Raw genomic sequence first — 13,802 nt, 5'->3', positions numbered from 1 at the left:
ATCAATATATTAAATATTAAGGCTTACTCGACGAGTTGCGCCGTCGTCGTGCCGATGGTGCTGCCGCCCAAGGCAGCGCAATTGACCTGAAGATTCGAACTGCCGGTAAGGGCGATCGTATCGGCGATGACCTGCGTGCACGAGGAGGTCGTGCCGTTGCCGCCGCTGAACTGCAGGTTCGCCTTCGGCAGGTAGATGGCGCCACTGAAATTCTGGGAGCCGCCGCCCTGCAGCGAAAAGGTCGAACCTGTCGTCATGTTGCGGTCGCCATACATCACGATGCCCTGGGTCGGTCCGGAGGCCGGAGCCGTCAAGTTGACAATGGCGTTGCTGCCGATGTTGGCGGTGGCCCAGCCATTGCTGGCCGAACCAGTGAAGACGAGCGTCACTCCCGAGGTGCCTGTGCCGGTGCAGGAGCTGCAAGTGACCGTTGCGTTGCCTTGCACCGACAAGCCCCCGCCGGAGCCGTAAAAATAGTAGATGCCGGGGGTCAGATCCAACGTGTATCCGGATTGGACCGAAACAAGACCACTATAGCACACGCCCGGGGAGATCGAGTTGACCTTCCCACTGCTGTTGATTTTTTGGTTACTAGGGTCGCACGGGGTCGGCGTCGTGGGGGGAGAGACAGTCGCATAAGGATCGGCGGTCGGCCTGATGCCGCTCCGAATGCCGTTCGGGGCCGTGATGTTGCTCGCGCCGGAGATGGTCCCGACCGCTCCGACCAGGTTGGCGGACACCCTTGCAGTGCCACTCACGTTCAGCGAGGGAGAACCGCTGGAGTTGCTGTAGAGATTGCAGTTGATCAGATTGAGATTGTTACTGCCGCTCACGTTCACAGCCGAGTTGGCCGTGGGATCGAGCGCAAGCACGCAGCCCGTTCCGACATTGGGGAGCGCGACGGCGCGGGCCGTGACGGGGACCGTGCCGGAGCCGAACAACGCCGACAGGAGCCGCGGTTGCGGCTGGCTGATGATGACTTCGACGGCCTGAGAGTTCGAGGTGTAGCTTCCCGTGGTCGGCGGCTGGTTCACCGTGACGGTGACGTTGTTGGTCCCGTTCGTGTAGCCGTAGAATGCCGTGATGGCGCCGGCCTCGGTGACGAGATTGGTGCCGGCGGTGGCTGCGCTGACGGCCGCCGAGTCAGCGGCGCTGAGCATGTTCTTCTGCTTGTAGAACCACCAGGCGACCTCGGTGCCGAGGCCCGCAGTCCCGACCAGAACGGGGAGCAGCAGCGCGACGAGGATGGCGTAGCTGCCGGACTCGTCGCGCACAAAGCGACTAAAAAGACGATTTAAACGGGAGCGCCGCATCACCGGCGCCGACCTCATTTGCGAGGGTGCCTCCGCCTTCCAACTCATGAAGGCCGTCATGTTGTCCTCAATGTTCAAGTGGCCAATGCAAACCTTATACGCCGCGGCGATTTAACGCGGGCTATCCTTCGCCGAAAAAACTGCGAGCCAGCGCGTAACCCTTCGTTATCCAATTGGGGCTGCTCCGGGGATACGGATCACCCGGGGGCCAAGGCAAGCGATAGAGCCACTGTCACGTGTCCTGCACTGCACCCCGCAAAACTACGGATACGCAGCATCAAGCTCACGCCGACACAGGCCGGACCAGTTGTGGGGTTAATGTAAGCTGCCCCCGATGATCGGGGGACCGAAGCTATCGGGGCGGCGGGACCCATCAAACCACGCGGTCGGTGTCGTGACGCGCGCGAAGGCGGCGCACGTCCACGAGGCCGAGCGCGACTTGCGCTCCAACGATTGGTCGCGTGTTGACGGGCCCTCAGCACGGCCAGCTGATGCCGCGTTCACGACCGACGTCCGTCGTGGACAACACCAGATGCTTTCATGCTGACGCACATGGTTGCGTACCGAGAAATAAGCCGGAGCAGGTCAGCACCAGCCTTTCTTCCATTGACCGGGCGGGCAGGCGCGGCCCCTCCAGCCAACCTTCCGTCCGCGACTCCAGCCATAGGGATAATAGCCGGCGCCACGTCCCCATCCGTATCCGTGACCGTACCCGTGCCCGCCTCGCACTTGAACCAAACCGCGAGGCATCGCGGAATTAGGCAGTGGCGGATATGCCGGCGGGGCTGCCGCTGCCGCCGAAACTCCGATCGCGAGCGTGAGCGCTGTCAAGACAATCAATCTTCGCATCAGCATTCCTTCCTTTGATGTCCGCGCGGATCGGATCAGGACAGGATGGCGAGCATGCCCGCGCGTCCCGCCCAAGCACAGTGCGATCCCGGCGACAATGACTGAGACAACGCGGCCCACCGGCTTGGCGGCGGGCCGCTTCGCTTGAGCTTACCTGGACCTCGTCGAACCGCCCATGCGACGGCTCGAACCGGTTGTCTGGCCGGGAGCGTAACCAGAGGCGCCCGGGCTCCCGCGCTTTGATCCCCTCGCTTGCATCTCTCGTCCCGGAGCATAGCCGGAAGCGCCAGGGCTGCCTTTCTTGGAGCCCTTCGACTGCATCTCGTGGCCCGGTGTCTTGCTTGATACGCCCTGCGCGAAAGCGACGGGGGCGGAAGCAAGAAGACAAGCTGCAGAAAGTGCGATGATTGCGTGCTTCATTTTGTTCTCCGCGAACCAAGCCCCGCCAACTAACGGCTTGAAATCCATGCCGTTCCATGAACGGTCGTTCATCCAGGGGCGTAGCCGCTCCTGGAGCTGGTCAAACGACGACGAATTGCAGCTTGCGGATTCAAGACGTATGTTGGGTCTATAATCAGGCAGCCGCCTATCGTACGGCGAGAGTCTGACGGCCTCACGGTGGACGGTTTGCATTTTGCATCGGAGGTGATGTCATGACCATTGCTCCCACGCTCCAGAAATACCTAGCTGCTGAAAACATCCAATACGAGGTGATCCCGCACGAACTCAGCATGACGTCCGCTCGCACGGCTGAGGCATGCCATATCTCGGGCGATCGCCTCGCCAAGGGCATCGTGTTGCGGCGCGACGGCGAATACATGCTGGCCATCTTGCCCGCATCGCATCACCTGCGCCTGTCGGAACTGAGGACAAAACTCGGCGACAATGTCCATATGGCCGATGAAACCGAGATCAATCGGCTGTTCGGCGACTGTGCACACGGTGCAGTCCCTGCCGTCGGCAAATGCTACGGGCTGGATATCATCGTCGACGACAGCATCGAGGCACAGCCGGAGATCTATATGGAAGCGGGCGATCACGAGACGCTGCTCCATATGGGTCACGCGCAGTTTGCCCGCCTGACGGCCGACGCACTGCACGGGCGCTTCAGCGCGCACGACTGAGGATTTGCGCGCCGCCCAATGCCTTTGCGATCTTGGGCGGAAACCCGGGCCGCGAAGTCGTAGTTAATTTGTTCGGAGGGTGGCGGCTACTGCGTCGGCGTCTGTCTGGTCGAATCGCCCAGGAGTGATGCTTGCTGCAGTGACCTCGCACCTGATCGGTTGTACAGTATAGGAAATGGGGCGCTGCTGCATTGCAATCAATGCACCTGAAACCCGGGAACGGAGGCTCCACCATGAAAGTCAAAGACGTAATGCACAAGGGTGTCGACTGGGTCAACCCCAACACCCCTATCACCGAGCTCGCCAAATTGATGCAGGCGCAAGACATCGGCTGCATTCCGATTGGCGCGGACGACAAACTGATCGGGATGGTGACCGACCGCGACATCGTCTGCAAAGGACTCGCGAGCAACAACTTCGATGCCGGCCGCACGACGGCGCGCGATGTGATGACTGAAGGCATCCATTGCTGCCGAGAGGACGATGACCTCGCAAAGGCGATGCATCATATGGAGAAGCTGCAGGTCCGCAGGCTGCCGGTGATCAACAAGAGCAAGCGGATGGTCGGCATCATTAGTCTGGGTGACGTGAGCCGTTCCGCGTCGGCTGATTTGCTGACCGAGACTGTCAGGAACGTTTCGGCGCATCATTGAATGCGGCCAGCCTCCTCTCGCGATCGCCGCTCGATCAGACGTCGAGCCAAGCCCGAGCCATGCGTTGGTCGTGGAGCCATCGCGCGGCGCGAAAGGCTGCGGCCCGAAGCGCTTGACTTTGCGTCGGTGCGAACGCAAGACGATGCGGATTAGCGTCGATTTGCCAGTGCGGTCGGGTCGCCCGCCCGACCGCGAAGTGGCAAGTCGGCACGCGGCAGCGTGACGACGCTGGTGCCCGGCAGCTCCGGCGTCACACCTCGGATGGACCGCCGTCTCACCGCGCTGCACCGACGAGGGTGCGGACCATCCTCGATCTATTTCATAGCTGCCAGCCAGGCAGCCTGCGACCCCGTGGCCGTTCGCCGAGCGGAACAGTTCGGCTTCGGATGCGTTTTTCCAACTGAAGAACGCCATTGGGCGGAACGCATGTGCTGATGCGCAACGACCGACCTGCGGTTACGCTGAAATGTCCCGCGTGCAGTCGCGCGACGCTCCATCGGCTTCTTTACGTCAAGAACGGTTGCGACATCCTCCAATGTCCTGACTGCGGACTGGGACGCACCGAGGCATCGAGCTTCGACCCCCTCGCCTATTATGACGATGGCTACTTTTCCGGCCATCAGTCCGACGGCTACGCCGACTATCGCGGCGCCGAACCCGTGCTACGGCGCGAGTTCGCCCGCACGGTCGAGTTCATCCGGCGCCGCAAGGCACGGGGTTTCCTGCTCGAGATCGGCTGCGCCTACGGCTTCTTTCTCGATGAAGCGCGCCGCGCTGGATTTGAGGTGAGCGGCATCGAGCCCGCGGAAGCGGCTGCAGCGCATGCTGGCGATCTCGGCTTGAACGTCGTCCGCGGCCCGCTGAGCGAAGCGACTCTCAAGTCGCTTGGCACCCTGGATGTCATCGTCCTCCTCGACGTCGTCGAGCATCTGCCCGACCCGAGGGAAGCCCTCGCGCTACTCGCGGACCATCTCCGGCCGGACGGAATCATCGTGCTGACGACCGGAGACTTCGGTTCCTTGGCAGCGCGATCGACCGGCGCGCACTGGCGCCTGATGACGCCGCCGCAGCACCTCTGGTTCTTCAACCGCGACAGCATCGCGTCTCTGGCCCATTCGATCGGTCTTCGCATAGAGAGTTCCGATCACCCCTGGAAATTCGTGCCGTTCTCGCTGATCGCCTTCCAAATCGGTCGCATGCTCGGCCGTAAGATCGCGGCCAGCCCGACCGGCAACCGGTTCGCCATTCCGGTAAACCTGTTCGACGCGATGCGCGTGGTCTTGAGCAAGGCGCCCCCACATCCGGATACGAGCTTCCCATGACCGGCCGGGTTCGCAATCCCTGGGTTGTTGTCGCGGCGTACAATGAAGCACCGGTGGTCGGCAGCGTCGTGTCCGGCATTCGCCGCGCCGGATACGCGGTCATCGTGGTCGATGACGGCTCCGCCGACCGCACCGGCGACGTCGCGTTGCTCGCAGGGGCGGTCGTGGTCCGGCATCCGATCAACCTCGGACAGGGCGCCGCACTACAGACCGGCATCGACTTCGCCCTCGAGCAGCATGCGGATGCACTCGTCACGTTCGACGCCGACGGTCAGCATTCCCCCGCGGCCATCGCGGCGCTGCTCGCGGCCATCGAGCAGCCCGGGATCGATTTCGCGCTTGGCAGCCGCTTTCTCGCCGGCGCGACGGCAAATCTGCCGGTGCCGCGCCGCATCTTGCTCGGCGCCGCGATCTGGTTTACGCGCGCGAGCACCGGACTGCCTGTCACCGATACCCACAATGGCCTACGGGCGATGACCGCGCGCGGCGCCCGCGCGATCGCCTTGCGACAGAACCGAATGGCACACGCGTCCGAGATCCTGCACCAGATCGCGCAGAGCCGCCTGCGCTTTGTCGAGGTGCCGGTGAATATCGAGTACAGCGCCTATTCGCTGGGCAAGGGTCAACGCATCACCGATGCTCTGACCATCCTGATCGATCTGTTTGCGCGGAGACTCTACCGATGATCGCGCAGCTGTTTCTGACCGCCCTTCTCGCGTTGGTTCTGGTCTACGCATGGTCGGCGCATCGAACGGTGCCGATCATCGGGCTGTTCGCGAGCGGCGCCGCGCTCGCCGGCCTCTACTTCGTCTGGGTGCCGGAGCATGCCACGGCGCTTGCGGCCTTCGCGGGAATCGGCCGCGGGTCAGACCTGATCGTCTACACCTGGGTCGTGATCAGCCTGCTCATCATGCTCCACTTGCATCTCAAGCTGCGGCTCCAGCTCGACATGATCACGCGGCTGACGCGCGCCGTGGCGATCGATCGCGCCAAGGAGAGCCGGCGTGAGGCAGGCCCCCCGCGAAAACGTCGCCCGGTCAAGTTGGCCCGCAAGGTCGAGGCGCCCCCGATCGAATTGCAGGCGAAGAAGTAGATGCCATTGCCAAGTCGCGCGGGGCAAGTTTGTGCCGGGGACGTCACTCACCGAGCCCGCGACGAATTGGCGTAGATCCAGGCGAAGGGGCGGCCAAATCGTTTGACCTCATCAACCAGTACGGCCGTCGTGCCCTCGGCACAAGGCCAGCGCTCGGTGGCGATCAGGTAGTCGGCCTTGTCCAGATCTGTCTCGGCAATCCAGTTGCGATGGAACATCACGCCTGCCAGTTGCTCGCGCCAGGCCAGGCAGAGCAGCACGCGCGGTGAATCGCCCGCGAACCGACCTTCGGCGTCAATTCGCGCCTCGAGGCGGCGCAGCGCCTCGGGAGCCGCCATGCTCCAATAGTCGAGGTCGAAGCGGCCGTAAGCGCCGGCGACGCCGCCTGCCAGACCGTTCATCGCGATATATTCAAGCGGATGCAGGATGATGAGCGTCGCCAGGATGGTGGCCGTGTGCGCGACCCCGAGGGCCACGGGCACGATCGGGAGGCGTCGCAAGAAGGGCAAGAGGCTCGTGAGCCCACGCGCGGCGACGATGGCGAGCATAGGGATCACGAACAATACGTGGCGGACACCGTCATAGAGCGTCAAGCCCTGCAGGATGAGCACCGCGATAGGTCCGAACGCCGCAACGCTGACGACCAGCACCGCGCGCGCACCTGCGAGCTCGGCCGCGACCGGTCGCAGTCCTGCGACGCCGGACCGACGCAGGGCGCTGAAGGTGGCGCGCGTCCACGCCGCTGCAGCACCGATCCAGACCGCCATGCCGAGCAACAGCAATGCCAGAAAGCCCTCAGGCAAACGCGCCAGAAGCTGTCCCGGGATGTACCAGGCGGGCAGTTTATCGGTGAAGGTGAGCTGGCCCCAGTTCTGGAATTCGAACGAGGTGTCGAGCGTGGCAAAGTGCCGATAGGCTTCGCGGAATTGCATGAGCGGATTTCCAATCTGCAACCACGGCCACAGCGCCATCGCCGTCAGCCAGGCGATGAGGATGACAAGCAACGTATGCAAGGCGATCTGGCGCAAAGGGCCATAGCCGGCGCGGCCATGGCGCAGCAGCGCCTCGAGCGCGCACAGGCTCATGCCGCCGACGAGGTAGGCGTGCGTAATCACCCCGCCGGTGCGCGTCGCGATGGCGAGGCCAGTGGCAAGGCCCGCCGCAAGGGTCGGACGCCAGCTTGGCACCTCCCGCCGCACCATCAGGACGATCGAGAGCGTCGACCAGCTCATGGCGAACAGGAACGGCACGTCGATCGGGGCGAAGAACAGGTTGCCGTAGAGGTAACCGGTCAGCAGGCACAGGGCGAGCGCCGTGAGCCCAGCCCAGGCCCCGACCGTGAGCCGTGCGATCGGCACGACGGCGGCGAGCCCAGCGAGGCCGAACAGGAAGGTCATGGCGTGCCGGACCGTGATCGGGCTCGCGAGATCAAGCGACTGCACGGCCGCGACGAGCATCTGAAACCACGGTCCATACATCCACAGATACTCTTCGACCGTCTCGAACTGAGACCGGTCCGCAAAAGCGCTCGTGTACCAGGCAAGCGCCTTGGGGCCGTACTCGTCGGTGTTGAATTCGTCGGTGGACAGCCCGTAATCCGCGGCGGTCGCAAGCCCGATGACCAAGGCCACGCCGAGCACAAGGAGCACGAGCAACGTCTCGGCATGGCGAGCAGCAAATGCGAGGCCGAGTTGCGGCCTCACAAACCCAGAGCTGTCGCGATCCACCCGTTCAAGCGCCATGCAATGTCCTTAACCGGTTGCATGGCCGCGCACTGGCACCGTCCGGAATGCGGTGGGAATTTGCGCCGCGGAAGCGCCCTCCACTTGAAGCTATCATCTCGCTCAACCGCTTGATCGGGAACGAACCCAGCGCACCTCAAGTGTTGTACTTGGCTGGGCTTCGATAACACGCCTGACGGGAACTTTGTTCCCGAGGTTGGGCGTCAGCGAACTGAGGCGATGAACGAAACGGGCAAGTGGTTGCTGCGCCATTTGTCGATCTGGGAGTTGCTCGGCTCACCGAGCTGATCCATATTGCCTCTTCGCTTTAGAAGATAATTTCTCAACTGTCGCCGGCGCTCTCATGTTGAATAGGTACAAAGGAGTGGGAAGAAACGACCCCTGCCCCTGCGGCAGCGGCAAGAAGTTCAAGAAGTGCTGTCTCAACTCAGAAAGCCTGAGCAACCCATCATCCGGATTGCACCAAGTCGATCCGCAGGCGCGGGAAGTCGCCCGATCAGCGCTTGAGCAAGCAAAAGGTGCGATCCGGGAGTATGATCCATTCACGGAGCCACACCCGGAGCAGTGGCTTGCGCTAGACGAACAAGCACGGATCGATCTCGTATTGGGTTATCATCGACGTGCGGGGATCCGCCTCCCGCGCGAGAAATTGCATGCTGTTGTTCACGTCGTGGTCGAGAGCCAGATTGCTGATGCCGAGCTGCCAGTGCGACGCACGGCGCAGCGACTGATGTCCGAAGGGCTGGATCGTCACGAAGCTGTTCATGCGATCGGCTCGGTGCTTGCCGGACACCTCAACGATCTGATGCGCGAGATCAAATCGGGTGGCCATTGCGTTGACACGAAGTCCGACCGGGATTCGAACGAGGATTATTTCGCTGAGCTGGAAGCTTTGACCGCGGAAGGATGGCTTCGGTCCGCCTGATGATCGCGCCGACGCTTCCACTCGAACTCGTATGTTATTGAAATAACAACGTGATTAAACGGAACTGCGGCCCGCTCTCCTCGCCTGTCGCGCCGGGTCCTGGCCGGCGCGGTAGCCGAAAAGCTAACGGAACCTAGCAATAGGCAATGCGTTCCCTCCTAATCGAAGGCGCGCACGAGAAGGCCGCACGAGTAGCTACCCGGGCCGGCGTTCCCCGCCAGAATCACCTGGGGTAGCGAAGTTTCAAGTCAGCAAATCGACCGACATCGGCGCACCTCAAAGGAGGTTCCCATGTCAACTATGATCACTTCAGAACGTACCTTCCAAGAGGCTGCAACTTACGGCGGCGTGGTTGATGCGATCGGCGGAGCAGCGACCGTCATTCTGGCGATCGTCGCACTGGCGGGCGTCGGCCAATCCATGCTGGCCGCCATTGCGACGATCGTCTTCGGAGCCGCGCTACTGATCCAGGGGGGCACCATGCTCACCGAGTTCACAAAGCTGATAGCCCCACCGAGTGCCGCCGGCACGGCCGACGAGGTCATGGCAGGCGGTGGACTTTCGTCTCTGTTCGTGGTGGGAGCAGCCGGCATCGTGCTTGGCGTGCTTGCTCTTGTCGGTATCGCTGCACAGACGCTGACGGCCGCAGCAGTCATTGCGTTCGGTGGCGCACTGCTGTTGAGCAGCAATTCGGTTTGGCGTCTTTACCGGGCGAAGCGGGCTTCGTACCGAGCCGGGGCCGGGACGTCTTCGGGGGCCGAGTTCCTCGCAGGTGAAATGGCCTCCGGCTCGGCGGCTCTGCAGTGCCTTTCGGGTCTTGCCGCGATTGTTCTTGGCATTCTCGCGGTAACCGGAACAAATGCGAGCGTCCTTACACTCGTTGGCCTGCTGGTGCTTGGCGCTACCGTGCTGTTGACCGGCAGCACCCTGAGCGGGGCGGTCATGGGCTTCATGGAGCCGACTGTCACGGGTCGAGGGGAAGCTTTGGCGCAGCAGCCGGGTGCAGCGGAATAAACTTGAGCCCGGCATGATTGCCCAACGGAGCAGCGGGGCTGCCCGCTGCTCCGCATGAGCGCGCCGGCGGCGCTGTCGTTCCAACTACGCCGCATCGCAGAACCGGCCTTTGCCGGCATAGCTGCGGGTGACGTTGGAGAACGCCCCTTCGAAGGTGTGCGCTGCCAAAATATCGAAAACAACCCCATGCAAAGTAACCGGCGGCTGCCGGCATTCGACAAGGCGACTTGACACGTCGGGCAAATCAGGGGCACACTTCTAATATTCCGAAATCGTGCAAACGCTCGTCGACCCGCCATGGCGGGCTCGTCGGTTTGCGATTGCGGTCGAAAATCCTCACCCACCATTGAAAAAGCGCACCGGCTCCCCGCGGCGACGATCGCCGGCGCGTGGCCGAACCGCGCGCCGGCCAGGGAGATCGACATGAACACCGCTCCGGACCCCGCGATGACGACGGCGATCGCCGCACCTGATCCGACCAAAGCTGCCGCAGCCCCAGGGATAAAATTCTCATCGCACGGCTTCTGCATCGACCATCCTGATCCGGAGCTCGGCGAACAGCTCATGGTGAACGCACTGGGGGTCGCCGACCGCGAGGCGATGGACGGCATCCTCCGGCAATTGGTCAAGGCCAGCGTGAGCGGCGGAAGTCCCGACCAGGTCAACCTCTCCTTCATGATCTCGATGGTGAAGAGCATTCGCCCCCGGGATTCCGTCGAGGCGATGCTGGTGGCCCAGATGGTTTCGGTTCATGTGATGGCGATGCGCTGCGCCCAGCACCTCGCCTATGCAAAAGACCTCGCCCAGCACGACAGCGCCGCGCGCGCCTTGGGCCGGCTCGCCCGCACCTTTCCCGCCCAGATCGAGGCGCTCAACCGCTACCGCAGCCGTGGCGAGCCCGCCATCACCGTGCAGAACGTGAAGGTGGAGGACGGCGGCAAGGCCATTGTCGGCAACGTCACGCAGCATGCGAGCGTGATCGTGTCCGACAAGACCCCGGCATCCGTGGCGCGGAAAGCGCCGAAGACCGCGGGCCCCAGGCGACGGCGCGATGCCAAGCCGGAAGCCCAGGCATGAGCGATCACATCAGAAACACCGGCCCGATGCTGGCGAGCCCGCGCTGTGGCGCGAAAACCCGTTGCGGCGGCGCCTGCCGTTCGCCGGCGGTGCACGGCAAGACGCGCTGCCGCATGCACGGCGGCGCAAAGGGATCCGGCGCACCAAGGGCAAACCAGAACGCGCGCAAGCACGGCCTATTCAGCAGGGATGCGATCGCCGAGCGAAGGGAGATACGGGCGTTGTTGGGGGAGGCGCGGAAGATGCTGGAGGGGATCAAGTGATAGTTGCGGCGACTAGCTATGGGCGCGATTGAGAAGTTCATCCGAGCGTGATCCGCCCCGCAAATGTTGAACCGAAACGACAACGACTCGAACATCCCGGCAGCCTAGTCTGTCGGGATCTCGTCTGTTAGAATCCATTCCTGATCGTAGCCGGAAACGTTCATCTGCATGAATTCAGTCGTCATGCCCGCGTCGGCTACGTTTTGCATCAGTTGTCGCTTGTGATCTTTTGCTATCCTCGATCCCAAGAATATCCTCGTGATCGTCAATGGACCGATCATGTTCGGACCCAAATTCGCCAACAGGCGCCACTCCCTTTCGTAAGACCAGCACTGCTTCTTCTGCCTGAGTATCCTATCAACCGCCTCCTCGGCATCAATCAAATCACGGTCATCTATCGTTATCAAATCGCTCGAATAGATAACGGGGAAAAGATTGGCGGCCTCAAGTTCTCGGATCGAAGCGCTTAGTTCGGAATAGTCGTACTCGATGCAGATACCGCTCCAATTGCTGGCGTAGTGCGCCCATAGAAGGTCATTATCGTGGGTCTCGCTGAAGCAGGCCAAACCACGACCCCGCTTCTTCTCCTGCATGAGGCTCGCGGCATAGCGGTGACGGTCGGCAGAGAAGGCAGCCAAGTAGTATCCTTCCATCGGATCATTCATGGCTTTGTAGTTCGAACAGTAAATATGCCAAGCATCTTCAGTGGATTCTTTTGCAGTCCTGAGGATTTGCTTTACGAGCAAACCACCCAAGCTATGGCAAACGAAGACGATTGGGCGAGATCCAAAACCGTACGCTGCCAACAGCTCAAGTACGTTCTTCGCGCGCTGGAAGAGGTTCATTTCCTTTTTGGCCCACTGCGCAAAGAGGCTCGCGGGAAAACCCAAGGTATAAAAATTCAGATGCGGCAGATCGGTGACCAGCCATCTGGGCCAATATGGGCCTTCCTGCTCGGTTACTCCGTCGGATGACCAAGTGTCGACCGGATCGCCAGTCAAGCCGTGAACGAAAATCACATCCGCGCATCCGTCGCCGTGCGCAGAAATGGTTGCAAAAAAGGTTGCTTCAGAAGGCAAGCAAGACTCACTTGATAGGAGGCCTTGCAACCTAAATGATATCTATGCAATTTCAAGGCGGTAGGCATTACTCACTTCTAATACTTGAGTGGAAGCGTGCAGATACCTACGGTACCGGGTCATGTGAGATGTCCTCCAACAGACACGGTCGACAACGAGCAGTAGAAGCCGTGACCCAGCGTTCCGTCAAAGCAAACGAGATCGCCAGACCAAAAACCCGATCGCTGCCAATAAGGCGCCAGCCGACACCACAACGGTCACCCAATAAAAGATCTGGAGTATCACAGCGCCCCAAGCATCATTTGGATCTTCATGAATCATCAGCGCACCTCGGACAATATTTCGAGCAATGAACACGATGGCGTAATTGATGATCGCGGAAATCAGCCCCGTTCCTAGAATGATAAAGAGTACGCCTATCCCTTGGTACTGCGGCGTACTTGCATAATCCTTCCAAACGGTCGCACACGTCGCTAGACCCGCCCCATGAGCGCCGGCTAAGAGGAGAGCCACCTTGAAGTGCTGCTGGTGCTCCTCCTCCATAAATTTGAGGATTTCATCCCTGTTTTTTATCCGTCTCACCGGCCTCTCCCGTTTCACAATTTGTACGTGAAACATCGGCGAGATACCACAGGCGGCGCGCAGATTCATCCGTAGGCATTGCTTGCGAGTGCCTGCTTCAAGGATTGACGTTGCGTTGTGTATGACTGTCCCGCCGCAAGGTCAGTAATCTTCAGGGACCACGCTCGCATCGATCAGCAGCTTCGCCACCGTGACCGCCGACTGCGCCGGGCCATCTTCCGATTGCTGGCCCGTGCTGTAGATGCCTTCGATGAGCAGCAGCAGGGCGTCGCCGAGCACGGCGGGGTGACGCGCGCCCATGCTGGCTGCGAGCTCGCGCAGGCGCTTGCGAAAGACCTTCTTGTGCGCTTCGGCGACCTGCCGCGCGGGATTGTCGCGCGCCGGATATTCGACCGTCGCGTTGCTGAGGCCGCAGCCGCGATAGCCCTTGCGCACGGCGCGCGTGGAGAGGATACGAATATAGGCGAGCACGTGCTCGCGCGCATCGCTGTAAGATTTCCCGCCGGGATTTTCGAACTTCTCCCAGAAATCCAGGTCGTAGTCGCGCATATAGGCGGCCGCGAGCTCGTCCTTGGAGGCGAAGCTGCGATAGAGGCTCGGCTTGGTGACGCCGGCCCGCTCGACCACCTCATCGACGCCGACGGCGCGAATGCCCTCGCGATAGAACAGTTCGCTCGCGGAGGCGCGGATCCGGTCGGCGGCGCGCACGGGGCGCTCCGCAGATGGTTCGGCGGTCTTGGTCATGACGGTTCTTTCGGCTCCTCCA

General features: G+C 61.8%; 14 protein-coding genes and 1 pseudogene. 10 read left to right on the top strand and 5 right to left on the bottom strand.

What is annotated here, in order from left to right; translation table 11 throughout:
* Positions 1 to 23: 23 nt before the first annotated feature.
* Positions 24 to 1,373, bottom strand: a complete 1,350-nt coding sequence (locus tag MTX19_RS08135) for a pilus assembly protein TadG-related protein (RefSeq protein WP_280985918.1) — start codon at positions 1,371 to 1,373, stop codon at positions 24 to 26.
* A gap of 1,442 nt (positions 1,374 to 2,815) precedes the next feature.
* Here MTX19_RS08135 and MTX19_RS08130 point away from each other — a divergent pair.
* The 5 genes from MTX19_RS08130 to MTX19_RS08110 all read left to right on the top strand — a co-directional run bounded on the left by MTX19_RS08130 (position 2,816) and on the right by MTX19_RS08110 (position 6,354).
* Positions 2,816 to 3,286, top strand: a complete 471-nt coding sequence (locus MTX19_RS08130) for a YbaK/EbsC family protein (protein WP_280983171.1) — start codon at positions 2,816 to 2,818, stop codon at positions 3,284 to 3,286.
* Positions 3,287 to 3,519: 233 nt separating this feature from the next.
* Positions 3,520 to 3,939 carry a CBS domain-containing protein gene (locus tag MTX19_RS08125; RefSeq protein WP_280983170.1) on the top strand — a complete coding sequence of 140 codons (420 nt, stop codon included), beginning with the start codon at positions 3,520 to 3,522 and terminating at the stop codon, positions 3,937 to 3,939.
* Positions 3,940 to 4,352: 413 nt separating this feature from the next.
* Positions 4,353 to 5,261: a class I SAM-dependent methyltransferase gene (locus MTX19_RS08120; protein WP_280983169.1), complete on the top strand. Its 909-nt coding sequence runs from the start codon at positions 4,353 to 4,355 to the stop codon at positions 5,259 to 5,261.
* Positions 5,258 to 5,947, top strand: a complete 690-nt coding sequence (locus tag MTX19_RS08115; protein ID WP_280983168.1) for a glycosyltransferase family 2 protein — start codon at positions 5,258 to 5,260, stop codon at positions 5,945 to 5,947. Before MTX19_RS08120 ends, MTX19_RS08115 begins: the two co-directional genes overlap by 4 nt.
* Positions 5,944 to 6,354 carry a DUF2304 domain-containing protein gene (locus tag MTX19_RS08110; protein WP_280983167.1) on the top strand — a complete coding sequence of 137 codons (411 nt, stop codon included), beginning with the start codon at positions 5,944 to 5,946 and terminating at the stop codon, positions 6,352 to 6,354. Before MTX19_RS08115 ends, MTX19_RS08110 begins: the two co-directional genes overlap by 4 nt.
* Positions 6,355 to 6,401: 47 nt before the next feature.
* Here MTX19_RS08110 and MTX19_RS08105 read toward each other — a convergent pair whose 3' ends face one another.
* Complete coding sequence (locus MTX19_RS08105; RefSeq protein WP_280983166.1) at positions 6,402 to 8,096, bottom strand: hypothetical protein; 1,695 nt, start codon at positions 8,094 to 8,096, stop codon at positions 6,402 to 6,404.
* Between the two features lie 343 nt (positions 8,097 to 8,439).
* On the opposite strand from MTX19_RS08105, the pseudogene MTX19_RS39205 reads away from it, so the two are divergent.
* The 5 genes and pseudogenes from MTX19_RS39205 to MTX19_RS08080 all read left to right on the top strand — a co-directional run.
* Positions 8,440 to 8,526, top strand: a pseudogene (locus MTX19_RS39205) (SEC-C metal-binding domain-containing protein); the annotation flags it as partial.
* A 786-nt stretch (positions 8,527 to 9,312) separates the two neighbouring features.
* Entirely contained in the window at positions 9,313 to 10,035 is a 723-nt protein-coding gene (locus MTX19_RS08095; RefSeq protein WP_280983164.1) for a hypothetical protein, read from the top strand.
* A 54-nt stretch (positions 10,036 to 10,089) separates the two neighbouring features.
* On the top strand, positions 10,090 to 10,266 hold the full coding sequence (locus MTX19_RS08090) for a hypothetical protein (RefSeq protein ID WP_280983163.1): 177 nt from the start codon (positions 10,090 to 10,092) through the stop codon (positions 10,264 to 10,266).
* 66 nt (positions 10,267 to 10,332) lie between these two features.
* Positions 10,333 to 11,112, top strand: coding sequence for a hypothetical protein (locus MTX19_RS08085; protein WP_348638270.1), 780 nt, complete (start codon positions 10,333 to 10,335; stop codon positions 11,110 to 11,112).
* Complete coding sequence (locus MTX19_RS08080) at positions 11,109 to 11,375, top strand: HGGxSTG domain-containing protein (protein WP_280983162.1); 267 nt, start codon at positions 11,109 to 11,111, stop codon at positions 11,373 to 11,375. The genes MTX19_RS08085 and MTX19_RS08080 overlap by 4 nt, the downstream gene beginning before the upstream one ends.
* 104 nt (positions 11,376 to 11,479) lie before the next feature.
* Here MTX19_RS08080 and MTX19_RS08075 read toward each other — a convergent pair whose 3' ends face one another.
* The 3 genes from MTX19_RS08075 to MTX19_RS08065 form a co-directional block, all read right to left on the bottom strand.
* Positions 11,480 to 12,454: a DUF2971 domain-containing protein gene (locus MTX19_RS08075; protein WP_280983161.1), complete on the bottom strand. Its 975-nt coding sequence runs from the start codon at positions 12,452 to 12,454 to the stop codon at positions 11,480 to 11,482.
* 186 nt (positions 12,455 to 12,640) lie between these two features.
* A complete protein-coding gene (locus MTX19_RS08070; RefSeq protein ID WP_280983160.1) occupies positions 12,641 to 13,105 on the bottom strand; it encodes a hypothetical protein in 465 nt (154 codons plus the stop codon).
* Positions 13,106 to 13,177: 72 nt separating this feature from the next.
* The gene (locus tag MTX19_RS08065) at positions 13,178 to 13,780 is read right to left on the bottom strand and encodes a TetR/AcrR family transcriptional regulator (protein WP_280983159.1); all 603 of its coding nucleotides are present in this window, start codon (positions 13,778 to 13,780) and stop codon (positions 13,178 to 13,180) included.
* Between the last annotated feature and the right edge of the window lie 22 nt (positions 13,781 to 13,802).

This window comes from Bradyrhizobium sp. ISRA464, from assembly GCF_029910095.1.
Lineage (GTDB): Bacteria > Pseudomonadota > Alphaproteobacteria > Rhizobiales > Xanthobacteraceae > Bradyrhizobium.
This window is presented reverse-complemented; position numbering and strand designations above follow the sequence as displayed.